The organism is Pseudomonas sp. NMI542_15, from assembly GCF_021283425.1.
Taxonomy (GTDB): Bacteria; Pseudomonadota; Gammaproteobacteria; order Pseudomonadales; family Pseudomonadaceae; genus Aquipseudomonas; species Aquipseudomonas fortuita.
This window is the reverse complement of record NZ_JAJSRO010000002.1, coordinates 369433-394017: the sequence shown is the minus strand read 5'-3', so window position 1 is coordinate 394017 and position 24585 is coordinate 369433. Positions and strand designations below refer to the sequence as shown.

The following is a 24585-nucleotide window of genomic DNA, read 5'->3' as shown; positions in this document are numbered from 1 at the left end:
GGCCTTTCAATGGTTGGTGCGCCAGCGCAGCAGGCGGCGGGTGAGCAGGGTGCACAGCCAGGACATCAGGTAGCCACTCAGGCCGATGCACAGCACACAGACCACAATGATCTCCATGCGCGCCGCAGCTTCGGCGTTCATCATCAGGCTGCCCAGGCCGGCCCCGGCAGACAGGAACAGCTCGCTGCCCACTGAGGTAACCCAGGCGAAGGCCAAGGCTTGCAGCACCCCGGCGGCAATGCCTGGCAGTGCGGCGGGCAACAGGATCAGCCAAAGCTGCTGCCAGCGGCCGAGCATCAGCACCCGTGCCGCTTCGCGGTGCTGGCCTGCAACCTGGCGCAGGCTCTCGAAGGTGTTGAGCACCATCGGGTACAACGCTGCCAGGCTTACGATGAGCAGCTTGGCGCCTTCGCCGTTACCCAGCCACAAGGCGATCAGCGGGATCCAGCCCAGCATCGGCACCTGGCGCAAGGCATGGAACAGCGGCGCGATCAGGCGGTTTGCGGGTGTGGACAGGGCCATCAACGCACCCAGCCCGACACCGCCGACCATGCCGATGGCCAGGCCGCTGCAGGTGCGCAACAGGCTGGCCCACAGGTTGACCAGCAATTCGCCGCTGCCCAGCAGTTCGGCCAGTGCCGTACCCACCTGCGCCAGTGGCACGAACGCATAGGCCCCGGCCGCCCCTTGGCGCGAGGCGTACTCCCAGGCGCCGAGCAGCAACAGTGGCAGTACCAGGCCACGCAAATCAGCTCGTTTCATCACAGCCTCCTCAACGGCTTTGCCAGGCGGACAAGTGTCGTTCCACGCGGCGCAGGGTGTAGTCCAGGGTGAAACCGATCAGCCCCGTCAGCACCACGCCAACCATCACTACGTCGATGCGCAGCATCTGCCGGCCCATCTCGATCATCTGCCCCAGGCCACTGTCGGCTGCCAGCAGCTCGCACGCCACCAGCACCACCCAGGCGCGGGTCAGGGCCACGCGTATGCCGGTGACGATCGCCGGCACCGCAGCGGGCAGGGCGATCCGGCCTACCAGCGTGGGCCAGCGCAGGCGGTACACCGCCGCCACTTCGAAATGGCTGCGTGGGATGGCGCGGATACCTTCGCAGGTGGCCAGTGCCACCGGGAAAAACGCAGTCTTGGCGACGATGACCACCTTGAAGGTTTCATCCACGCCAAACAGCAGGACGAACATCGGGATCAGCGCAATGCTGGGCACTTGGCGCAGGGTGTGGAACAGCGGTGCGCAGTAGGCCTCCACGGTCTTCGACAAGGCCAGCGCTGCGCCGAAACCAAGGCCGGCCAGTGCGCCGCCGGTAAAGCCCAGGGCCAGTCGCGACAGGCTGCCAGCCAAGTGCTCTTGCAACTCGCCGGTGGCCAGCAGGTCGGTGAGGCTGTGCCACACCTCCAGCGGCGGGATCAGCAGGTTGGCCGGAAACAGCCCGGCATTGGCCACCACCGCCCAGCAGGTAAGCAGGGCCAAGGGGGAGATGAACCAGGAAAGATGAGGGAGCACGCGCATGGCTGGCCTTGGGAAAGCAGAAGGTAAAGGTGTATCGCAAGAGCTGTGCCAGGGGGCGGGAGCCCCGTATTGCGGGGCTGGAGGGCGAGGGTGATGCTTGAGCAGCAGCGAGGTGCTGCTACAGCAGCAGTCAGTCAGCAGCATCGGTGCTGGATTCTTCGCGGGCATGCCCGCTCCCACAGGATGGCACCCGTCTGCGAACCTGTGCAGTACCTGTGGAAGCGGGCGAGCCCGCGAAGAAGACAACCTGGTTTCAGCTAGAAGTCGTAACTCACGCTGGTGTAGTAGAACGCTCCCTGCGCCCCTTCCGGGCTGGTGATGGAATACTTGGGCACGCCATACAGCTGCGCACCTTCCAGCTTGTCCGGGTGGCTGTCGAACAGGTTGATCGCGCCCGCCGACAAGGTCAGGCCCAGGTCGAAGCGGTACGACACGTCCAGGTCGGTCACCCACTGCGGGCTGAAGGTCTGGTCCAGCGTGGGGTTGGCAGCGTTGCGGTTCTTCCATTCACCATAACGGCGCTGGGCCACGGTGACGCTCCAGCCGTCATACAGCCAGTTGGCACTGAGGGTCAGCTTGTCCTCGGGCGTGCCATCCTCGATCAGCCCCTGGGTGTTGCGGCCAATGATCTGGTTGCCGGGGATGCTGCCCACATCGTCCAGCCCGGTAATGCGGGTGTTGTTGCGCGCGTAACCGCCGTTGAAATCCACGCGCCCCCAGCGGCCCGCATCCAGCTGGTAATGGCCTGCCAGCTCGAAACCGTCGGTGCGGGTGTCGGCAATGTTGGTATAGAACGCCGCGCTCTGGATGTTGGCGTAGGGCGTACCGGCGAAGATCGGGCCTACCACCGATGCAGGCAACTGGTCGGACAGGGTGATGCGGTTGTCGATGTCAATACGGTAGGCGTCGAGTGTGACCGAGGCGTTAGGCAATGGCCGCCAGACCAGGCCCACGGAGAAGTTGGTCGACTCTTCCGGTTTCAGCGCCTTGCCTCCGAGCAAGGCTGCCTCTGGGCTGTCGGCGCGCAGGGTGCGTTGCTGCACCTCGACCCAGTTGCCACTGCCCGGTGGCTGTTCCACCACCTGCACACTGAACGACGACAGCCCGCTCTGCACCAGCGAAGGCGCACGGTAGCCGGTGCTGGCGCTGGCGCGTGCGGCGATCTGCGGGGTGAAGTCGTAGCGCAGCGACAGCTTGCCGTTGGTGGTATCGCCAAAGTCCGAATAATGCTCGCTGCGCACGGCCACGCCGGCCTGGAATTTTTCGGTCAGCTGGGCTTCGACATCGAAGTAGGCACCGATCACGCGGCGGTCCAGTGACACGGCATCGACCTGGGTGATGCCCGAGTAGTAGCCAGGGATGCGTCGGCCGGTGATGGGGTCGATCGTATTGAACAGCGGCCCGTTGGACCAACCGGCGGCGTCGCCTTCGCTGAGGTCGTAGTGTTCCTGGCGCCAGGCCAGCCCGGCGGAAACGGTCAACGGCTTGAACAGCCAGTCGTTGGCGAAGTCACGGGTCCAGTCCAGGGTCAGGTTGGTCTGGTCGGCTTCGCGGCGGCCGGTGTAGATGGTCGAGGGGCTTGCGCTGCCCCAGCTGGGGTTGATGGCGTCGCGGTCGGTGGAGTCGACCCGGTTGTCGCCGTAGTTGAGCGCCAGGTCGAATTTGCCCAGGGCCTGGTCCTCGAAGCGCAAGCCCCCGGTGACGGCAACGTCTTCCAGGCCGTAGCGGGTGACCGGCAGGCGGCCGTCCGGGTAGCGCGCCAGGGCTACGCTGCCGTAGTTGTTGCGCAGTGTGGTGGGCGGGTCGAAGAAGTTCTCTGCATCGGTATTTTTGTGCGCATAGGTGGCGAAACCGTAGGCGCTCAGCCCCTCGCTCAAACCCATTTCGGCGTTGGCAGTGAAGTTGTACTGGTCCGAGACATTGCCCGAACCCCAGCGCCAGTTGCGGTAGCGGTTGTTCTGCTCGCGCGGGGTATCGATGCGGGTGGAACCGGGGTAGAACAGGCGGTTGTCGTCGCGGGTGTCGCTGGCAGGGTCTTGGCTGCCGGCGTCGAAGGCCAGGGTCAGGAAGCCGTCGTTGGGCAAGGCAAAGCCCTTCCAGCCGCTGAGCTTGCGCTGCAGGCCGTCGCCTTTTTTGTAGCCGCCGAAGCGGTAGCCGGCGTTACCGCCTTCGTCGCGCTCCTTGAGGACAATGTTGATCACCCCGGCAATAGCGTCCGAGCCGTACTGGGCGGCCGCACCATCGCGCAGGATTTCTACCCGTTCGATGGCCGACAGCGGGATCAGGCTGAGGTCCACGGCTGCCGCGCCACGGGCGTTGACCAGGCCCTGACGGGTGACGTTGGCACTGGTGTGGCGGCGCTTGCCGTTGACCAGCACCAGCACCTGATCCGAAGCCAGGCCGCGCAGCGAGGCGCCCTGCGCGATGGAACCGGCAAAGGCGCCCTGGGGCGACTGCGGAAAGCTGAACGAGGGCGAAAGCGCGGTGAGTGCTGCGGACAGGTCGCTGGCGCCGGTTTCCTGGAGTTTTTCACCGCTCAGCACATCGACCGGGGCGGCGCTTTGCAGGGCGGTGACGTCGCTGCGATGGGTGCCGACCACGACCACGGTGTCGAGGCGGTCTGCGGGTTCGGCGGCGAATGCGGGCACGGCGAGGCCGGCGATGGCCAGGGCGATGGCGCTGGCCAAGGGGTTGTGGTGGGGCATGGGGTGTTCCTGCTGAATGATGTATTGGCAGTGCTGGCCTTATCGCCGGCAAGCCAGCTCCCACAGGTCCCCACACATTTCAGGCCCTGTGCTGTACCTGTGGGCGCTGGCTTGCCGGCGCTAAGGCCCGAAAGGGCAACCTAGAACCGGCTGGTAACGCTGAGCCCGACGGTGCGCGGGTCGCCGTAGGTGATCACGTACTGCCCGGCAGTGCCGTTGGGCCGGCCGTGCACCTGGTAGCGGCGGTCGGTGAGGTTGTTGACGAAACCGGTCACGCTCAGCTTGTCGTCGTGGCTGAACCAGCTCAGGCGGGCGTTGGCCAACGTGTAGTGCGGCTGGCTGAGGGTTTCGTCGGCGCTGCTCTGGCGGTCGGCCAGGAAGTACTCCTTGTCACGGAAGCTCACGTCGCCCCCTGCCACCAGTTTGCCGCCCACTTCCAATGGAATGGTGTAGTCGGCGCCAAGCGACACCACGTTGCGCGGCGAACGCACGAAGCTGTTGCCGCTGTAGTCGCCGGTGACCGCGCCAGTGGTCGGGTTGGTGTTCTTGAAGTCGGTGTATTCGGTGTCGAGGAACGACACCGCCGCGCGCAGGTGCAGGCGCTCGGTCGGCTGGCCTTCGATCTCCAGCTCCGCACCCTTGACCTTGCCCTTGGCGCCGTTGGTCAGCGCGGTGGTGAGCACGCCGTTGTTCACCGTCAGCAGGTTCACCTGGATGTCGGAGTAGTCGTAGTAGAAGAGGTTGGCGTTGACGGTCAGGCGGCGGTCGAACCACTCCGACTTCAGCCCCAGCTCGTAGGCATCCAGCTCTTCCGGGTCGACCGTGGTCAGCTGCGCCAGGCTGGTCGACAGCCCGGTGTTGAAGCCGCCTGAGCGGAAGCCGTGGGCGTAGCGGAAGAACACCCGCAGGTTGTCATTGATGCGGTACTCGGGCGTCAGGTCGTAGGTCCAGGCTTCCCAGGTCTTGTCTTCCTGGCGATTGCCGTTGGTGCCCACGCCCGCCAGCGGGATCAGCGGGCCGTTGGCGGTGGCGCGGGTCAGCTGCACCAGGTCCAGGTCGATGTCCTTTTTCTCCTGGGTCCAGCGCAGGCCGCCCGTGACGCTGAAGTCATCGGTGAAGTCGTAGGTCAGGTTGCCGAACAGCGCGTAGCTGTCGGTGCGGTGATCGAAGCCCATATCGCGCAACGCCGTGGTGCCCACCTGGTTCGAGCCGGTACCGTTTGGCGTCGGCCCGGGGGGTTACCACCCGCTGTGCCGCGCTGTCGAGGTCTTCGTGGAAGTAGTGCGCACCCAGCAGCCAGTGCAGCGGGCGGTCTTCCGGCGAGGCCAGGCGCAGCTCCTGCGACCATTGGCGATAGCTGTTATCGGTGATCGACGCGCCGTTGACCTCGTAGGGGGTGTAGTCGGCGTCGCTGGTGGAGCGGTTGCGGATGTAGTCGTAGGCGCTGATCGAGGTCAGCGTGTAGTCGCCCAGGTAGTAGTTGAACGTCAGCGAGGCGCCATCGTGGTCCAGGCGGTAGTCTTCGTTGACGTTCAGCGAGATGTCGCGGCCATGCGGGCGTTCGTAGCCGACGTTGTAGTAGCGGCCCACGGGCAGCGAACCATTGCTGCCGTCGCCCTTGAACTGGCGGCTGTGCACCTTGAGCAGGGCGTCCAGGTCGGGGTTGAGCTGGGCCAGGAACTGCAGGCGGATGGCTTTCTTGTTCACATCGCCATAGGTGTTGCCGTCGAAGTCGTTGTTCTGGAAGCCGTCACGCTCCTCGGAATACAGCGCCACTCGCCCGGCCAGTTTTTCGTCCACCAACGCGCCGCCGATGGCACCGGTAACGATGCGTTCGTTCTTGCTGCCAAAGCCTACGGTGCCGTAACCGTCGGTGTCGAAGGTGGGTTTCCTGGAAATCACATTCACTGCACCGGCAGTGGTGTTCTTGCCATACAGGGTGCCTTGTGGCCCACGCAGGATTTCGATGCGCTCCAGGTCAAACAGCGGCCCGCCGCCAGCGATGGGGGCGTTGAGGTAGACGTCATCGGCGTAGATGCCCACCGGGAAGACCGTTGCCGCGCCGGTGTCGCCGGTGCCCAGGCCGCGGATATACCAACGTGGGCGGCCGTCGCCGTCGGGGTTCTTGGCCGAGGCGTTGGGCACGAAGGTGGTGATGTCGCCCATCGAGCGCACCCCATCGGCGGTAATGCTGGTGCCTTTGATGGCTGATACGGCCACCGGTACTTCCTGCAAGGTCTGTTCGCGGTGCTGGGCGGTGACGGTGACGGTTTCCAGGGCCGGTTCGTTTTTAGTGTCTTCGTTGGCGGCGATGGCCTGGCTGCCGGTGCCGGCCAGCAGCAGCGCCAGGCTGATCTGGCGGGCCAGTGGATTGAGCTGGTGCATGGTGGATCTCCCCGTATGTAAAGCGTTGTTGGGGAGAGCTAGAGCAGGGACTGTGCCATATTGTTAAGCTATTGAAATATAGGGTTTTTATTTGGTTTTTGAGCGGGTGTTGCAGGTGGGGCAGCAGTGGGGTGCTGGCCGGGTGCTGCTGGGGCAGCAGTGGCGGGGCTGAGATTGTTGGGGCCGCAAAGCGGCCCCAACAATCTCAAACCGCCAACCGCGAAGTCGACCCGATCACACTCTCCAGCACACGAAAATCAATCCACTCGCGCACATCGAAACGCCGCGGTATGAACCCCCACCTGAACAGGAACTCGGTAAAGTCCTGCAGCGCCTCGATCGAGCGGCTGTCCAGGGTAGTACGCAGGCGCCGATGCGCATCATCGCCATAGGCCGCCGCCACCCAGTACTCGCTGGTGTTCAGCTCGCGCGCCAGAAAGCGCCGGGTCTCTTCCGGGTTAGCCCAGGCCCATTGCTCGGTGCGCAGCACCGTGTCGACCAGCGTACGGCTGGCATCGAAGTGGTTTTCCAGCAAGTGCCTGTCCACGGTCAGTGTGCGCGGGGTGCCGTTGTTGCTGCGGATCAGCGGGTCCGGATGGCTGCCGGTGTCGACCACCACGCGCAGGCCGAACTCGTGGGCCAGGTGCACCGCATGCGCACCTTTGAGGAAGATCGCGTCGATGTCGCCACGCAGCAGGCCGATCAGCTCATTGTTGCGGCGGCTGAAGCGGCTGGTGTCCAGGCTCACTTCAGCACCGTACAGGTGCTGCTTGGCATCGTCGCTGTAGGTGCCGCCGTAGGGGTAGTCGACCAGTTCCACATCGGCCACCGCCAGGCCTTCGAGCTTCAGGGCGTTTTCCAGCCCGCGCAGGGCCTGGGCGCGGGTGAAGTCGATCTGTACGTTGGCCCACTTGGGTATGCCGAAACGGCGGTTCTTCAGGTCGCGAATGCTGCGTACGCCGCTTTCTTCGGTGGTGAGGATCAACTGCACCTCATCACTCCATGACAGCCCCAGCACGCGGGTCTCGACGCCGCTGGCGTAGGCCCAGATCGCCGGGATGTTACCGCCGTGGCGCACCGAGTTTTGCAGATGATGGTCGTAGTGGGCTTCGCGCACCTCGCGTTCGCTGGACTCGCGCAGCGACTGGATATTGGTGCCAAACGGCGTGAAGGCCTCGGCCAGCCGCCCCGATTGTACGGCGATGCCGAGGCCGGTGGGCACGGGGCTGTGGGTGTACCAGAGCGTTTCCAGGGGCTTGGTCATGGGGTAACGGGTTTCCTGTCCATGTGGAGGGGGGCCAGCAGTTGGTCCAGTGGTTGGCGAGTGATCCAGTCGCGCACCTCGAAGCGCGCCGGGATGAAGCGCCAGCGCTTGAGGAACTCGACAAAGTCCTGCAAGGCATTAATGGCCTGTTCGTCCAGGCGCGTGCTCAGGCGCAGGTGGGCGTCGGTGCCGTAAGCCACTTGCACCCAGTACTCGCTGCTGTTGGTTTCCCGCGCCAGATAGCGGCGGGTTTCGTCGGGGTGCTGGTGGGCCCAGCGTTCGGCGCGCAGCACCGAACCGAGCAGGGTGCGCACCACCTGCGGGTGCTGCGCCAGCAGGTGGCTGTCCACCGCCAGGGTGCGTGGCGTGCCGTTGTTGCTGCGGATCAGCGGGTCGAGGTGGCTGCCGGTGTCGATCACCGTGTGCAGGGCGAAGGCGTGGGCCAGTTGTACGGCGCTGGCGCCCTTGAGGAAAATCGCGTCGACCTCGCCGCGCAGCAGGCCGGTCAGCTCCAGGTTGCGGCCTTCGCTCTGGGTGCTGGACACCGGCGTGCCGGCCACGCTGCGTACCGGGCGGTCGCTGAAGGTACCGTCGTAGCGGTAGTTGACCAAGTCCACGTCGCCCACTTGCAAGCCTGCGAGCTTGAGGGCGTTTTCCAGCCCGCGCAGGGCCTGGGCACGGGTGAAGTCGATCTGTGCGGCGGCCCAGTCGGGCAGGCCGAAGCGGCGGCCTTTGAGGTCTTTTACGGTGTGGATGCCGCTGTCTGGGCGGGTCAGGATCAACTGCGCCTCATCGGCCCACGACAGGCCGATGACCCGGGTGTCGCGGCCCTGGGCGCGGGCCCAGATAGCCGGGATGCTGCCGCCGTGGCGTACCGAATTGAGCAGGCTGTGGTCAAAGTGCGATTCGCGCACTGCCTGCTGGTCGGCTTCGCGCAGGGACTGCACCTGGGTGCCGAGGCCGGCCAGGTCTTCCTGCAGCCAGCCTTGCTGCACGGCAATGCCCAGGCCGGTGGGCACCGGACAGCGGGTGTACCACAAGGTATCGAGGGGTTGGCTCATGTTCAGCTCCGGTTGGGGTTCAGGCACTGGCCTGCAACGGTGTGGTGGCAGCCTGCTGCACCAGCGGCAACACTTCCTGGCCGATGCGCAAGGCCTCTTCCAGGTGCGGGTTGGCGGCGAGGATGAAGGTGCTGAAACCGGCATCGCGGTATTCAGCCAGGCGTTCGGCGATGTTCTGATGGCTGCCCACCAGGCCCACGGTGGGGCCGGGCTTGGCCTTGGCGAAGCCGGCCCACAGGTTGCGCGCCAGGATCAGTTCATCGAAGCCCTGCAAGCCTTGGTGATAGGCGGCCTGGCGTGCACCGCCGACAGAGTCCGAGCCGGTCACGAAGCCCTTGGCGCTGGCGCTGGCCTTGCCTTCCAGGCGCTCGAACTGCTGGCGCAGTTCGCGCCAGGCTTGTTCTTCGGTCTCGCGGGCGAACAGGTCGACACGCAGGCCGAAACGCACCGTGCGGCCCTGTTTATCGGCCAGTTCACGCACGCGTTCGATATGCGGCTTGAGCTTGTCGATGGGCTCGGCCCAGTTCAGGTACACATCGGCATGGCGCGCGGCCACGTCCAGTGCGGCATCGGAAAAGCCGGAGAAGTACACGCCCGGTTTGCGTTCGTGTTGCAGGCCCGGCGGCAGGCTGCCGTTTTCCAGGCGGTAGATATCGCCTTCGTAGGAGAACTTTTCCTGTGTCCAAAGGCCCTGGATCACGTCGAGGAATTCGCCGGTGCGCTTGTAGCGCAGGTCATGCTCCAGGAAGTCGCCATTGGCCCTTTGGCTGGCCGGGTTACCGCCGGTGATGATGTTCCAGTCCAGCCGGCCCCCGCTAAGGTTTTGCAGAATTGCCGCCTGCTGAGCGGCATAGGCGGGCAGGGTCCAGGTGGCCTGAAAGGCGATCAGGAAGCGGATGCGCCGGGTTTCGCGGGCCAGCGCGGCGGCGGCTATCCACGGCTCCGGGCCGGTGGGTAGCAAGGCGCCTTCGAACCCGGCCAGCTCGGCGGCCTTGGCCACCTGGGCGATGTAGTCGATGTAGCTGAAACCGTCAGCCTGGCCATCGGGCAGGCGACCGGGGGCGATATTGCCGGGGCGGTGCGCGGGGTTGCCGCGGTTGTGGCGGTCGGTGGACAGCTGCGGGCCATCGGTGCCCAAGGGCAGGCGCCAGAAGAATTCGGTGGTCATGGGGGCTCCTGAAGGGGGCGGTTGTGCGGATGAGGAGGGTGGTGCAACGGCTGTGCCATGCGCGGCGCATGGCCTGTGGGGCGGGGGTTTGAGGCGTAGAGGGGGGGAGGGGTGCTGCTGTGGCAGCAGTGCGGCAGCAACGGATGCTGGGGTAGCAGCATGAACAGGTCCGGCCTCTTCGCGGGGCAAGCCCGCTCCCACAGGTTCGGCGCTGTCAGTCAGTCCGGCGCCATACCTATGGGAGCGGGCTTGCCCCGCGAAGAGGCGCTCCCACAGGTTCGGCGCTGTCAGTCAGTCCGGCGCCATACCTGTGGGAGCGGGCTTGCCCCGCGAAGAGGTGCTCCCACAGGTTCGGCGCTGTCAGTCAGTCCGGCGCCATACCTGTGGGAGCGGGCTTGCCCCGCGAAGAGGCCGACGAGTCAGACCCCGATTTGCTCGGTTGCAACCTCCCCGGCGCTGCGCAGATACGCTTGGTACAGCGCCGCATACGCGCCACTACGCCCGATCAGATCGGCATGCGCCCCTTGTTCCACCACCCGACCATGCTTCACCACGGCAATCCGGTCGGCATCGCGAATGGTCGCCAGGCGGTGGGCGATGATGATTGCAGTGCGCCCCTGGCACAGCCTGCGCAGCGCGCGCTGGATACGCCGCTCGGTGTGCACGTCCACCGCCGAGGTGGCTTCGTCCAGCACCAGCACCGCCGGGTCGGCCAGGTAAGCCCGCACCAGGCACACCAGCTGCCGCTGGCCATGGCTCAGGTGCGCGCCCAGCGGGCCGACTTCGGTGTGGTAGCGCTGCGGCAGACGTTCCAGCACCTCGTCGGCACCCAGCTCACGGGCGGCGGCCACCAACCGCGCATCGTCTGCGTCGGGCGCGGCCAGGCGCAGGTTGTCGAGGATGCTGCCGCTGAACAGCACGTTGTCCTGCAGCACCACGCCCACGTTGCGCCGCAAGTCATGCTGGGCCAGCGCACGCAGGTCGATGCCGTCCAGCTTCACGGCGCCGTGCTGCACTTCGTAGAAACGCGTCAGCAACTGCACCAGGGTGCTCTTGCCATGCCCGGAGGGGCCGACGATGGCCAGCACTTCACCGGCGCGGATGTGCAGGTCGAGCCCGTCGATCACCGGGCGCGAGCTGTTAGGGGTATAGGCAAAGCCGACCGCGTCGAAGTCCACTTGGCCGCGCGCCCGGGTCAGGGCGTGTGGCGCGGGCGGGTCGAGCACTTGCGGGCGGGTGTCGAGCAGCAGGAAGATGCGCTGGGCTGAAGCGCTGCCGGTGGCGTAGCGCTCGAACAGGTCTGACAGCTCTTGCAGCGGGCCAAGGAACAGGAACACGTAGAACAGGCTCTCGGCCACCTGCCCCACGCTGACCTTGCCCTCGGCCAGGCCATGGGCACCGACCAGCAACAGCACGGCCATGCCGGCGGTGCTGAGCAACGCGGTAAACGGCGCGAACCAGCCGGCGCGCAGGCTGCCGCGGATCAGCGCCTGGTTGAAGTCCTCCAGCAGGCGCCGGTAGCGTGCCTGGTTGGTCTGCGCTTGCCCGCATTGCTGGATCAGCCGCACCCCGCTCACACTTTCCACCAAGTGCGCGGTGAAGCGGCTGCGCTGCTCGGCCACCTTGGCCCAGTTGCGTTGCGACACGCGCTTGAAGCGCCAAGTGGCCACGGCCAGCAACGGCACTGTGGCCGCCAGGCTGTAAAAGAAGCTGGGCTCGATACGCCACAGCATTACCGCTGCCAGGCCGCAACGCAGCAGGGCGCCGAGTAGCTCGGGCGGGCCTTGCACGAGCAACGGCTCCAGCGCATCCACGTCCCGGTCGGCACGGGAAATGATGCGCCCGGCACGGGTCTGGTCGAAGTAGCTCACCGACAGCGCCTGCACATGGGCGAACACTTTCACCCGCAGGGCATTGAGCACGCCGATCGCCGCGCGCCCGGCGATGAACTGCGATACCCCGGCCAGCAGAAAGCGCCCCAGCCAGCTCGCGGCCAGCCCCAGGCCCAACCACAGTACCAGGCGCTCGTCGAGCAGCCAGTGGTCGGCGCTGGGCACCAGGCCCTTGTCCAGCAGTTCCCGCACGAACCACGGGCGCAGGAACACGGTGAACACCAGCAGCAGCTCGATGCCGATCACGGCAAGGATCTGCCCGCGAATGGGCTGCAACAGCGGCAGCAAGCGGTGGAACATGCCTCGGTCCAGCGCCTGGCGGGCCAAGCGCTGCTCGATGTCGATATCGCTGGCGGGGGTGTGCTGCGCATCAGTCATGGTCGATCCCCAGCAAGTCGCGATAATGGGCGTTGTTCGTGCACAGTTCGGCATGGCTGCCATTGGCAGTGATGCGGCCGTTTTCCAGCATCAGCACGCGGTCGGCCAGCAGCAGGGTGGAGAGGCGACTGGTGATCAGCAGCAAGGTCGGGCCTTGGCCGCTGGCGCTGTGCAGGCGGCGGATGTTGTGCAGCACCTGGCGTTCGCCCAGGGCATCCAGGGCGCTGGTGGCGTCGTCCAGGCAGAGGATGTCGGGTGCACCGAGCAGCGCCCGGGCCAGGCACAGGCGCTGGCGCTGGCCGCCGGACAGGGTCACACCGCGGTCGCCTAGCGGGGTGTCGAGGCCGTGGGGCAGGCGCTCCAGCACGTCCTCGGCGGCGGCCAGGCGCAAGGCTTCACGCAACCGGGCGTCGCTGGCCTGTGGTGCGGCCATGCGCAGGTTGGCGGCCAGGCTGTCGGAGAACAGAAAGCTTTCCTGCGCCAGCACGTGCACGCGGCGGCGCAGGTCGGCAAGGTCGAGGTCGCGTACGTTGTACCAACCGGCAGTGTCGCTACCGACCTGCACGCTGCCGTGCTGTGCATCGGCCAAACGTGGCAGCAGGCTGGCCAGCAGGCTTTTGCCGGTGCCGGTGGCGCCGACCAACGCCACCACTTCACCGGGCAGCAGGGTTAGCGAGCAGCCCTGCAGAACAGGCCGGCCAGCCTCTGCCGCACTGACCTGCACCTGGTCAAGCTTCAGCCCCAACGGCCCCGCAGGCAGGGTGGCATGGCCGCCGACAATGGCCGGGCGTTCGTCCAGCAGTTGCCAGATGCGTTCGGCGCTGGCGCGGGCATCGGCGAAGGTCTGCATTACTCGGCCTATGCCTTCGATGCGGAACACCAGCGTGGTGGCCACCAGCAGCGAAGTGACCAGCTCGCCGATGCCCAGCGCGCCAGCCGCCACGCGATGGGCGCCGTATACCAGGATCCACACATGCCCCAGCGCCACCACCGCCTGCGGTAGCGGAATGCGTGAACTGGCGTAGGCCAGGGCGGCGCGGGCATGGTCGGTGAACACCTCGACCTGCCGGGCGAAGCGGGCAATGCGCTGCTGCTCCAGGCCAAAGGCCTTGATCACCCGCACCCCACCGATGCCTTCTGCCAAGTCCTGGCTGACCTGGTCATAGGCAGCGCCCACGGCGCGGTCAAGCGTGACCAGGCGATCGGTCTGCACCACGAACAGCCATAACCCGGCGCCGGTCAGCAGCAGTGGCACCAGCCCCAGCAGCGGGTCGTACCAGCTCAACAGGCCCACCGCGACGAGCACCACCAGCGGGGTTTCGATGATCTGCCGCCAGAAGGTGATCAGTGCGTCGCGCACTTTGTCGGCATCGCGGGTGGTGCGGGTGACCAGTTCGCCCATGCCGTGGTGCCAGTGATAGCCCAGGTGCAGGCGCTGCACCTGGCTGAGGATGCGTTCACGCAGGCGCGTGAGCAGGGCCTGGCTGAGCACCAGCGACAGCACGGCGGCGGCGTATTGCAGCAGGCCGCGGCCCAGGGCGATGGCCAGCAGCAGCCACAACCAGTGCCAGGCCACGCTGGCGTCCAGGCTGCCGTCGGCCAGGCGCAGCACGGCGCGGCCGGCGCTGACATCATCGACCGCATGGCCGATCAGCCACTGCTGCCAGGCCAGGCCGAGGTTGCCGGCGATGTACAAGGCAGTGACCAGAGCAAAGCGCCAAGGCATTTCGCGGTAGATGGCCAATGCCCGAAGAAGCGGGTGGTTCATGTAGATGCTCGATCAGAATGCGACACCGCCCTTGCAGGAGCGGCCTTGTGCCGCGAATGGGGCGCGACGCGCCCCCCCGGCTCCAGCTGGGTTCAACGGCGGGTAGCGCCCTGGCTCTCCTTGGCATTAAGCACCGCCGTGTACTCCCCCGGGTCTGCCCCGTTCAGGTAGTAGTTGCCCACGTTGTGCAGCCGCCAGCGGATCGGGTCGTGGGTGGTGTGCACCCGGGCATTGCGCCAGAAGCGGTCGAGGTTCCACTTACTCAGCGAAGCGCTGGCCCCCAGCAACGAGAACAAGTCGCTGGAAATCTTCAGCGATGCAGCATCGGAATGCGCACGGGCGGTAGCGACCGACAGGATCAGCTCATCCTGCAACGCCTTGTTCTCCGGGTCGCGCTCGTGTTCGTCGAACACCCGCGCCGCCTCGCGCAGCACCGACTCAGCGCCGCGCAGCGCCACGGCGTACTCACCGACCTGGCGAATGACATGCGGCTCGTCACTGGCGCGCTCCACGCCGCTCTCCACCCAGGCCCGGGCATGCTCGCGCAAGTACTCGACAGCCGCCTGCAAGGCGCCAGCGGCGATGCCGGTGTCGATGGCGGCGTGGAGGATCTGCGGGAAGGTCAGGCCAGTGCGTTTCATCGGCCCGTTGCGGCGGGTCAGGTAGCGCTCATCGAGCACGATGTTGTCGAAATTCACCGTACCGCTCACCGAGTTCTGCTGGCCAAAGGCTTGCCAGTCATCGATCAGGGTCAGCCCCGGAGTGTCGCGGTGCAGCAGCACGCCGACGCCGCCGTCTTCGCTGGCGGCGGTCAGCGAGATCCACTCGGCCAGGTAGGAGCCTGTCGAGTAGAACTTGCTGCCGTTGAGCACCCACTGGCCATCGGCGCGGCGCTCGACGCGGGTCTTGAGGGCGAACTTGTTCTTGCCGCCGACTTCGGCCAGGGCGTTGCCAAAGCGCTTGCCAGCGAGTACGTCGGCAATCAGCCGGTCGCGTATTTCGTCGGGGTAGCCGGTAAAGATGCCGCGCAGCATCACATTGTGAATTTGCAGCAGCTGGCCGACACCGCCGTCGGCGGTGGAGACCAGGCGCACGGTTTCCACCACAGTCTGCACCGAGGCACCGAGGCCGCCGAACTGGGCGGGCACCGCGATGGCGGTCAGGCCGCTGCTGGACAACAGCTCGGCCTGGCGGTGGGGGAGCTGGCCGTTGTTGCGCGGGTCGGCGGCCAGTTCGGCGATGTGCGCGGCGACCTGGCGGGCGGTTTCGATGGCTTCCGTTTCGCTGGTGAGGCGGCGGGCAGGGGAAGGTTCTATGGCACTCATGGTGGGGTCTCGAATTGTCAGAAGGGCCAGTGCGCCTGTTTCGCGGGCTTGCCCGCTCCCACAGAGGCAGCACTGCCCTTGGGGGTTGTGCTGGCCCTTGTGAGAGCGGGCATGCCCGCGAATGGCCACACCGCGGTACCAAGCCCTAGAGCAATATCTTTGCCACCCCTCCTCAGGCCACATCCTGTGTGGCTTCCAGCGGCCTTTGCTGCCTCAGCAGCAGTCATGTTGCTGATCTGGCAGCACTCCGCCCGCAATCCTGCTCCCAGCCAAGCACCCAGCCCTCCGACACAACAGCCAATCCTACGGAAATCAAGGCCTCCAGCGGTTGGCACGCACGCTGCAATGGTGCTTGCACGACGCCCAAGGAGCCACCCCATGACCCTCGCAACCCCCACAGCAAAACGCCTGGCAGACGACCCATCCGCCCTGGAACGCATCTGGTTCACCCGCTGCCCTGTGCCCACCGCCTCAGGCCTGGCCTACAAGCTTGGCTGGCTTGAGCAAGAGTTTGCTGCCGATGGCTTGCCCGTCTCGACCCTGCAGGAGGCCCGCCAGCTAGGCCATCACCACTACGATCACCAACTGCCCGGGTTGTTTCGCGAAGGCGGCAACGTGCCGGCGCTGGCGGCACGTGCGGCCGGCTCCCCCAGTCGGTTGATCGGCCTGACCTGGATCGAGGAATGGCAAACCATCCTGGTCCGCCCGGACTCCGGCATCCGCAGCGCCGCCGACTTGCGCGGCAAACGCCTGGCGCTGCCGGCCTGGGGCGATAGTCGGCCTGGCAGCATTGCCCGGGCCATGAGCCTTCAGGGTTACAAAGGCGCCCTGGCCTCGGCGGGCCTGCACCTGGATGACGTGCAACTGGTGGAAGTGGCCCTGCTCGACCAGGCCAGTGCCGCCACCCCGGCGTTGGGCTTGCAGCGGCTGTGGTCGGGGCTGGAATACCTGGCGCGCGGTGAAGTCGATGCCGTGTACGTGAAGGGCGCGGCAGCAGCCGATGCCGCACGCCGGTTGGGCCTGGTGGTGGGCGTCGACCTCGACCTGCTGCCCGACCCGCGCCACCGCATCAACAACGGCACGCCACGGCCGATCACCGTGCATCAACGCCTGCTCGACAACCATTTCGACCTGGTGGTGCGCTTCCTTGCCCAGACCTTGCGTGCCGCCGAGTGGGCAGCCGGCAACCGCGACGCGCTCAACCGCATTCTCGAAGAAGAAACCCGCGCGGGCAGCCAGGGTGTGGCCGAGGCCTACCGCGGTGACTTCCACACCACGCTGGCGCCGGACCTGTCCGCACAGCGCCTGGCCTTCCTCGGCACCCAAAAGGACTTTCTGTACCTGCACGGTTTCCTCGAAGCCGATTTCGCCATTGCCGACTGGGTCGACCCGCGGCCTCTGCAAGCTGCCCATGAACTGCTGGCCCAACGCCGCGCCTGACCTGACTGGAGATTGAACATGACCGTACTGATCAACGAACGCCCTGTCACTGCCGAACTGCAAGCCTTTATCGACCAGGTAGTGGCCGACGCCGAAGCGGCCTTCAGCGTCTTTCGCGAAACCAACACCATTACCGCCAATGGCACGGTTGGCTTCATCGAACGTGTGCCGGGTGAAGAGCTGCTGGTGTCGGTGAATTACGGCGGGCCGTGGAACCATCGCAAGCCGCTGCAGGCCACCGTCACCGATTTTGCGGGCAACGTCATCGTCGGCAAAGGTAAAGGCGGTTTGGGGCGTTACACCAAGCTGTTCCAGACCCACGCCGACGTCACCACCGTGTCGCACGTGCACAGCCCGTACCTCGGTGCCTGGGCGCAAACCCACCGCACCTTGCCGTTCCACTACGTGCCGGTGCAGCGCTATCAGCTGGCCCGCGAGCTGCCGGTGTACATCGACCGGCGCCAGGCCGAGGTGGACTTCATCCTCGACAAGATTGCCGAGAACCCGTTCAACCTGGCCATCCTGGAAGCCAACGGCGGCTCCACGGTGTGGGGCAAGCAGGGGCTGCGGGCCACGGCGGAGTTCATCCTGTTGCTGGAGGAGGGGGCGCAGATCCAGTTGCTGGCCGATGCCCTGGGCGGGTCGCGGCCTTACGGGCCAGGGGTGCTGACCCAGCAGTGGAAGATGAGCGGGTTGTACGACCGTGCTACCGAGTTGGGCCTGGTGCCTGGCATCGATCGGCGTAACTGATGCGATCGCTGGGGGCGCTTTGCGCCCCTATCGCGACACAAGGCCGCTCCCACAAGGCCCGCGTACGCCGACCAATGTGGGAGCGGCCTTGCGTCGCGATAGGGCTGCGCAGCAGCCCCAGAGGCCTGCCCTCAAACACCTCATCTGAAAAGGACCCAGCCCCATGGCAGTCAAAATCCTTTGGTACCTCACCACCCCCGACGGCCCCTATCCCTGGGAGCCCGAAGGCCGCTGGCACACCGATTTCGAACACCTCAAGCAACTGGCCATCGCCGCTGACCGTCTGGGCTTCTACGGCTCGCTGCTCGGCTCAAGCCCCAACGAAAGCCTGGCCGTGTCGGCAGCACTGATCGACGCCACCACGCGCCTGCGCTTTCTGGTCGCCCAGCACCCGGGGGAGTTGTCGCCAGCGGTGCTGGCTAAATGGGCGCTCACCTTCGACCAGTTTTCCAACGGCCGCCTGCTGTTCAACGTGGTCAACGGCAACGATGCCGGCCTGGCTACCTTGGGCGTGCACTACCCGCACGATGAACGCTACGACTTCAGCCTGGAATACTGGCGCGCCTTCCAGAGTTTCTACGCCGGTGAAACGGCGGGTTACGACGGCCGCTACGTCAAGCTTTCACCCCGTTCGCCGGCCGCCGCCCATCACCCGCTGGGCGGTTGGCACCCACCGAAGCAAAAGCCCGGCATTCCGTTGTGGGGCGCCGGCACGTCGGCACCGGGCGTGGCCCATTCGGTGCAGTTGCTGGACGTGTACCTGAGCTTCGCCGACACCCCGCAAAAGCTCGGCGACAAGTTCCGCCGGGTAGCGGCCGAGGCGGCGAAGATTGGCCGTGAGCTGACCTACGGCACCCGCCTGCAAGTGATCGTGCGCGAAACCGAGGAAGAGGCCTGGGCCCATGCCGAGCGCCTGTTGCAGCGCACCTCGCTGGCCACCGCGCGCGCGGCCATCGAACGCCAGTTGCCGCCGGGGCAAACCTTCGACAGCTACGTCAGCGACGACCCGCGCATCCAGCGCAACCTCGACAGCCTCCGCGCCGGGCGGCTGCCCACCGCCCGCGAGCTGGAGATCTACCCCAACGTCTGGCTGGGCCCCAGCCTGTTCGGCTTCAACATCCTCGGCCCGGCAGCCGGCACGTACCTGGTGGGTAGCGCCGAACAGGTCGCCGAACGCATCCGTGAATACGAGGCCCAGGGCACGTCGGCATTCATCCTGTCAGGCTTCCCGCTGATCGATGAGGCGCACCGGGTGGCAGACCTGCTGTTCCCGCTGCTTGACCTGGATCATGGCTTCGAGGTGCCGCGCCTGGGCGCAGTCAGCAAGCCCGGCGTGGCGCAACCGGCGTAAGGAGAAGGTAATGAGCGAGCTGTTTTCGCGCCGGGTGTTTCTCGGCAACAGCCTGGCCGTTGGCGGCAGCTTGCTGCTGGGGGGGCTGCTCAGTGGCTGCGACAGCGGCGCGTCTTCAGCGGCCAGTGCGGCGCTGCCTGGCACGCCGGTGCACGGTGGGCGCTTGCGGGTGGGCATTATTGATGGCGACCAGGCCGGCAACCTTGATGCGCACAAGCCGGTGGGCGGCGGCATCATCCGGGGCTGGGCGCTGTACGCCAAGTGCTGGGAATGGAACGCCGACGTCAGCACGCGCCTGGCACTGGCCGAGTTCGCCGAGCCGAATGCCGACGCCAGCGCATGGACCATCCGCCTCAAGCCTGGGCTGGAGTTTCACCACGGCAAAAGCATCACCGCCGACGACATGCTGTTCTCGATCCTGCGCCTGACCGACCCGCAGCTGGCCTCGCCCTTCGCCGGGCTGGTCGGCGCTATCGATCGGCAGGCACTGCGCAAACTGGACGAGCGCACAATTGAAATACGTTTCAAGCAGGGGCAAAGCTTCTACCCGCTCGATGAAACGTTGATCAGCTTCGGCGGCATCGTGCCCACCGACTACCACCCGGTGACCAACCCGGTGGGCGCCGGGCCATACCGGCTGAAAAGCTTCATACCTGGCCAGCGCTCGCTCTACACCCGTTTTGAAAACTACTACAAGCCCAATCGCCCCTACGCGGACGAGCTGGAAATCATCGAATTCAAGGACCAGGTGTCGCGGGCCGCAGCGCTGCGCGCCGGGCAGATCGATGTGGCCAGTGGTGTGCAGGCTGAGCACAGTGCACTGCTCAAGGCCGACCCACGGCTGCGGCTGTACGCCTCGCCGAGCACCTCGTTCACCGGCTTCAACCTGAACCTGGCCAAGGCGCCGTTCCAGGATGTACGGGTGCGCCAGGCATTCCGCCTGTTGGCCGACCGTCAGGAGCTGGTGGCGCGTGGGCTCAATGGCTTTGGCCGGGTGGCCAACGACTTGTATTCGCCTCACGACCCCACCTTCAACCACGCCATTGCCCAGCGCCCTTACGCGCTGGACCAGGCCCGTTCGCTGCTGCGCCAGGCGGGGCAGGACGATTTGCGTGTGGCACTGACCACCACGCCAGGGCCTGGCGTCAACGCCGCGCTGGTGTTTGCCCAGCAGGCCCTTAAGGCCGGGGTGCAGGTGAAGGTCAACCAGGTGGACGGGTCCGTTTTCAACGGCCCGCAACGTGAGCAATGGCAGCTGTCGCCCGGGTCGACCCCGGCGCGCGGCTTTCTCGCCTCGGCGCTGCACAACGATGCGCCGCAGGCCATCTACAACCGCAGCAACTTCCACGACCCGCGCTTTACCGAACTGTTCCAGCAAGCCCTGGCCCAGCCCGACCTGGCGCGGCGCAGGGCCTTGGTGCATGAAGCCCAGGCCATCCAGCACGAACGTGGCGGGTTGCTGATCTGGGGCTTTTCCGACGTGCTCGATGCGGCGTCGTCCAGGGTTGGCGGGCTTGCCCCGGAACAGACCACCTTCGCCTCCTGGCGCTTTGACGAACTCTGGTTGAACCCCAATGCCTGATCCTCGACACACGCCCCGCACGCCGGCCTGGCTGGCCTGGTTCATCGGCCGCCTCGGTTACGGGTTGCTCACGGCCTGGGTGATCAGCCTGGTGGTGTTCATCGCCACCCAGGCACTGCCTTCTGACCCTGCGCGGGTGATTCTCGGCCCGGATGCGCCGCTGGAAAGCATCCTCACCCTGCAACGGCAACTGGGCCTCGACCAGCCGATTCTGGTGCAGTACCTGCGCTGGCTAGGCGCAGCATTACGCGGGGACCTGGGCATTTCACTGGACTCACAGGTGCCGGTGGCACAACTGCTGTTCGGCCGGTTGGGCCACACCCTTGCCCTGCTGGCCGGGGTGTTGGCACTGGTGGTGCCGGTGGCCTTGCTGTTGGGGGTGAGCCTGGCCCTGCGCCGCGACAGCCGGCTGGACCGCTGGGGCCTGTCGGCGTTGATTCTGCTCAAGGCCACGCCGGGCTTTCTGCTGGCCATCGGCCTGGTGTTGCTGTTTTCAATGCCGGGCATGGGCTGGCTGCCGGCGGTGTCGATCCTCGACCCGCAGTTGCCGTTGTGGCGGCAGTGGCCGTCACTGGTGCTACCGGTGCTGGCCCTGAGCCTGACGGCCCTGCCGTACCTCACGCGCATGGTGCGGGCCTCGATGATCGAGGCGCTGGAGTCCGAGTATGTGATCGCCGCGCGCCTGCGGGGTGTCCCCGAGCGGCGCATCGTCTGGCGGCACACCTTGCCCAATGCCCTGACCCCGGCGATCCAGGGCGTGGCACTGACCCTGCGCACGCTGGTCGGCGGTGCATTGCTGGCCGAGGTGATTTTCAGCTACCCCGGTATTGGCACTGCGTTGAATGCGGCGATCCAGATGCGCGACCTGCCGATGATCCAGGGCGTGGTGCTGGTCATCACCGTGGCGGTGGTGCTGATCAACCTGCTGGCCGACCTGCTGACCGTATTGCTCACCCCCAAGCTGCGCACGGCGCGCCGGGTGCGGATGATCCGCCGTATCCGGCGCGGCATTCGGCCCTGGTGGCGACGCGCGCGCAGCACCCCTGCCCAGGAGGCAACCATGATTGAATCCCGTTGGCTGGCCGACCCACAGGTGCGGCGTGGCGCTGTAATCACCTTGATGGTGGCGCTGCTGGCCGCTTTCGGCCCCTGGCTGGCACCTCATGCGCCCACGGCGATGGTCGGGCTGGTGTACGGCCCCCCGGCTGCCGGGGCACCGCTGGGGCACGATTTTCTGGGCCACGACCTGCTCTCGCGGTTGCTCAGCGGCGGCCTGTCGGTGCTGTGGATGTCGGTGGCAGCAGCCACCCTCGCATTGCTGGTTGGCGGCAGCCTGGGCCTGTTGGCCGGCTTCTCGCGCAGGCGCCTGGACCAGGCGATCAGCTGGGCGGCGGACGTATCGCTGGCGTTCCCGGACCTGATCCTGGTGCTGCTGATCGTGTCCATGCTCGGCCGTGCACCTTGGCTGATCGTGCTGACCGTGGCCATCGCCTTTACCCCGGGGGTTGTCCGCCTGGCCCGCGGCAGTGCCGTGGCGGTCGCCGGGCAGGAGTACGTGGAGGCGGCGCAGATGATGGGTTACCCGCGTTGGCGCATCCTCTTTCATGAAATCCTGCCGAACATCCTCACGCCGCTATTGGTGCACTTCGGCAACATGCTGACCTGGGCGGTGGGCATGCTGTCCGGCTTGAGTTTTCTGGGCTACGGGGTGGCACCGCCGTCGGCCGACTGGGGTTTGATGATCAACGAAAACCAGGCCGGCCTGCTGGTGCAGCCCTGGGCCGTACTGGCACCTGCATTGCTGATCGGGGTGTTTGCCTATGGCACCAACATCCTGGCCGAAGGGGTTGGCCGGGCCAGTGCCCGGATTGGGGAGAAGCAGCCATGAGCGCGCTGTTGAATGTGGCCAGTGAAGTGTTGCAGGTCAGCGACCTGCGGGTAGAGCTGGCCGGGCAGGTCGATGTGCTGGCCGAGGTGTCCTTCAGCGTTGCAGCGGGCGAGATTGTTGGCCTGGTGGGTGAGTCCGGCTCGGGCAAGACCACCTTGGCCACGGCGTTGCTGCGCCATGCCCGGCAGGGTGCGCGTATCGTTGGCGGGCAAGTGGTGGTGGCCGGGCAGTCGCTGCTCGAGCTCGAAGGTGAGGCCTTGCGCCTGGCCCGTGGCGGGCTGGTCGGCTACGTCGCCCAGGACCCGGCCACGGCGCTGAACCCTGCGCTGCGCCTGGGGGCTTTGCTGCGTGAAACCCTCTTGGCGCACCAGCCTGCGCTGTCGCGTGAAGCGGTGCGCCAGCGCATCGGCGAAACCCTGCTGGATGTGGGCTTGCCCGATGACGACGGCTTCCTGCGGCGTTTTGCGCATCAACTGTCTGGCGGGCAGCAACAGCGGGTGATGCTGGCGCTGGCGTTCGTCTTGCGGCCAAAGCTGATCGTACTCGACGAGCCCACCACCGCACTGGACGTTACCACCCAGGCCCATGTGCTGCAGACCCTCAAGCGCCTGTGCCGTGACCAAGGTGTGGCGGCGCTGTACGTCACCCATGACCTGGCGGTGGTGCGTGACCTGGTCGACCGGGTGATGGTGATGTACGCCGGGCGGCTGGTGGAAGTGGCCGGGCGTGAGGCGTTGTTCCGCGCGCCGTCGCATCCCTACACTCGCGCTTTGCTCGCGGCCATACCTGACATTGCCCGGCGCCAGCCCTTGCAGGCGATTGCCGGGCATGCACCGGCACCGGGGCAGCGCCCGGATGGCTGTGCGTTTGCGCCGCGCTGCGGCAGGCGTCGTGCAGAGTGTTCAGTGATCGAGCCGTCGTTGCTGGCGCATGACGGCGGGCATCGGGTGGCCTGCCTGGTGCCGCACCGAGAGCCGCTGCCCCTCGGTGAAGCGGCTGTCGAGGCGGCTGCTGCGCCGGGCGCAGCGGTGTTGCTGGAGGTGCAGGGGCTGGACGTAGCTTACGATCGCCAGGTGTTGTTCGATGTGTCTCTGCGGGTGAGGCAAGGGGAGTGCCTGGCGCTGGTGGGCGAGTCGGGTTCGGGCAAGACCAGCCTGGCCAGGGCCATTGCCGGGCTGGGCGAAAACGTTCAGGGGCAACTCAGTTACGCCGGCGCGCCTTTGGCGTTTGCCGCGCGCGAACGTGATGCGGGGCTGCGTCACCAGATCCAGTATGTGTTCCAGAACCCCTATAGGGCCTTGAACCCGAGGCAGACCATCGGGCAAACGCTCAGCGCGCCGTTGGCGCACTTTTTCGGGGTGCGCGGTGGTAAAGCGCGCGAGCGGGTCGAGGCCGTGCTGGAGCGGGTGTCGCTACCGGCGCGTGTGGCCGACTTGTATCCGCATAGCTTGTCTGGTGGTGAACGCCAGCGGGTGGCGATAGCCAGGGCGTTGATCTGCGAGCCGAAGTTGCTGGTATGTGACGAGATCACCTCGGCGCTGGATGTGTCGGTGCAGGCATCGATACTGGCCTTGTTGCAGCGCTTGCAGGGGGAGGGGTTGACCTTGCTGTTCGTCACCCATGACCTTGGGGTGGTGCGGGCGATTGCCGACCGCGTGCTGGTGTTGCGCCAGGGGCGGGTGGTGGAGCAGGGCATTGCCGATCAGGTGCTGGGGCGACCGGTTGATGCTTATACCCGCACGCTGGTGGAGCATTCGCCCAGGTTGCGTGTTGGCCTCTAGGTGCTTGCCTTGGGGTATGCAGCGCCTGTGAGACCGAGCGCCGCCCGCGCGGCGCATCGCGACGCAAGGCCGCTCCCACATCTGTTTCGGGCCAGTCATACCTGTACCAATGCGCGCGACCGCCTTGTTGGCCCGTCTCGATATTGAGGTGGGCGCCAAGGGGACGCGCGCCCATGTCACAGGAGTAATTGGCCCGAAACAGATGTGGGAGCGGCCTTGCGTCGCGATGCGCCGCGCGGGCGGCGCTCGATCTCACAGGCGCCAAACAACCCAAGGCATGCACCCGGCAAACCAGATGCACCCCACAGCCATACCCCCCCAC

At 66.3% G+C, this 24585-nt stretch carries 15 protein-coding genes and 2 pseudogenes; 7 read left to right on the top strand and 10 right to left on the bottom strand.

Features of this window, described 5'->3' with window-relative positions:
• Window positions 1–6: 6 nt before the first annotated feature.
• From LU684_RS05020 to LU684_RS04975, 10 genes and pseudogenes are all read right to left on the bottom strand, one after another.
• Window positions 7–762, bottom strand: coding sequence for an ABC transporter permease (locus tag LU684_RS05020; protein ID WP_016486031.1), 756 nt, complete (start codon window positions 760–762; stop codon window positions 7–9).
• A gap of 10 nt (window positions 763–772) precedes the next feature.
• Window positions 773–1525 carry an ABC transporter permease gene (locus tag LU684_RS05015; RefSeq protein ID WP_060518762.1) on the bottom strand — a complete coding sequence of 251 codons (753 nt, stop codon included), beginning with the start codon at window positions 1523–1525 and terminating at the stop codon, window positions 773–775.
• A gap of 257 nt (window positions 1526–1782) precedes the next feature.
• The gene (locus LU684_RS05010; protein ID WP_016486033.1) at window positions 1783–4230 is read right to left on the bottom strand and encodes a TonB-dependent receptor plug domain-containing protein; all 2448 of its coding nucleotides are present in this window, start codon (window positions 4228–4230) and stop codon (window positions 1783–1785) included.
• Between the two features lie 140 nt (window positions 4231–4370).
• Window positions 4371–6615: pseudogene (locus tag LU684_RS05005) on the bottom strand (TonB-dependent receptor).
• Between the two features lie 205 nt (window positions 6616–6820).
• On the bottom strand, window positions 6821–7879 hold the full coding sequence (locus LU684_RS05000) for an ABC transporter substrate-binding protein (protein ID WP_016486035.1): 1059 nt from the start codon (window positions 7877–7879) through the stop codon (window positions 6821–6823).
• On the bottom strand, window positions 7876–8940 hold the full coding sequence (locus LU684_RS04995) for an ABC transporter substrate-binding protein (protein WP_232894223.1): 1065 nt from the start codon (window positions 8938–8940) through the stop codon (window positions 7876–7878). The genes LU684_RS05000 and LU684_RS04995 overlap by 4 nt, the downstream gene beginning before the upstream one ends.
• A 19-nt stretch (window positions 8941–8959) precedes the next feature.
• Entirely contained in the window at window positions 8960–10108 is a 1149-nt protein-coding gene (locus LU684_RS04990) for an LLM class flavin-dependent oxidoreductase (RefSeq protein WP_016486037.1), read from the bottom strand.
• 419 nt (window positions 10109–10527) lie between these two features.
• Window positions 10528–12378 (bottom strand): ABC transporter ATP-binding protein, encoded by a 1851-nt coding sequence (locus tag LU684_RS04985; protein WP_232894222.1) that lies wholly within the window; start codon window positions 12376–12378, stop codon window positions 10528–10530.
• On the bottom strand, window positions 12371–14146 hold the full coding sequence (locus tag LU684_RS04980) for an ABC transporter ATP-binding protein (protein WP_070086543.1): 1776 nt from the start codon (window positions 14144–14146) through the stop codon (window positions 12371–12373). Before LU684_RS04980 ends, LU684_RS04985 begins: the two co-directional genes overlap by 8 nt.
• A 92-nt stretch (window positions 14147–14238) precedes the next feature.
• Window positions 14239–15471, bottom strand: coding sequence for an acyl-CoA dehydrogenase family protein (locus tag LU684_RS04975; RefSeq protein WP_016486040.1), 1233 nt, complete (start codon window positions 15469–15471; stop codon window positions 14239–14241).
• Between the two features lie 378 nt (window positions 15472–15849).
• On the opposite strand from LU684_RS04975, the gene LU684_RS04970 reads away from it, so the two are divergent.
• The 7 genes and pseudogenes from LU684_RS04970 to LU684_RS04940 all read left to right on the top strand — a co-directional run bounded on the left by LU684_RS04970 (window position 15850) and on the right by LU684_RS04940 (window position 24263).
• Window positions 15850–16911, top strand: a complete 1062-nt coding sequence (locus tag LU684_RS04970; protein WP_232894221.1) for an ABC transporter substrate-binding protein — start codon at window positions 15850–15852, stop codon at window positions 16909–16911.
• A gap of 18 nt (window positions 16912–16929) precedes the next feature.
• Complete coding sequence (locus LU684_RS04965) at window positions 16930–17661, top strand: class II aldolase/adducin family protein (RefSeq protein ID WP_016486042.1); 732 nt, start codon at window positions 16930–16932, stop codon at window positions 17659–17661.
• 163 nt (window positions 17662–17824) lie between these two features.
• The gene (locus tag LU684_RS04960) at window positions 17825–19012 is read left to right on the top strand and encodes an LLM class flavin-dependent oxidoreductase (RefSeq protein ID WP_016486043.1); all 1188 of its coding nucleotides are present in this window, start codon (window positions 17825–17827) and stop codon (window positions 19010–19012) included.
• A gap of 10 nt (window positions 19013–19022) precedes the next feature.
• Window positions 19023–20594 carry an ABC transporter substrate-binding protein gene (locus LU684_RS04955; RefSeq protein ID WP_210668134.1) on the top strand — a complete coding sequence of 524 codons (1572 nt, stop codon included), beginning with the start codon at window positions 19023–19025 and terminating at the stop codon, window positions 20592–20594.
• Window positions 20587–21630: pseudogene (locus LU684_RS04950) on the top strand (ABC transporter permease); the annotation flags it as partial. The gene LU684_RS04955 and the pseudogene LU684_RS04950, both read left to right, overlap by 8 nt.
• Window positions 21631–21654: 24 nt before the next feature.
• The gene (locus LU684_RS04945) at window positions 21655–22482 is read left to right on the top strand and encodes an ABC transporter permease (RefSeq protein WP_232894257.1); all 828 of its coding nucleotides are present in this window, start codon (window positions 21655–21657) and stop codon (window positions 22480–22482) included.
• Window positions 22479–24263, top strand: a complete 1785-nt coding sequence (locus tag LU684_RS04940; RefSeq protein WP_096425900.1) for a dipeptide ABC transporter ATP-binding protein — start codon at window positions 22479–22481, stop codon at window positions 24261–24263. The genes LU684_RS04945 and LU684_RS04940 overlap by 4 nt, the downstream gene beginning before the upstream one ends.
• Window positions 24264–24585: the final 322 nt, after the last annotated feature.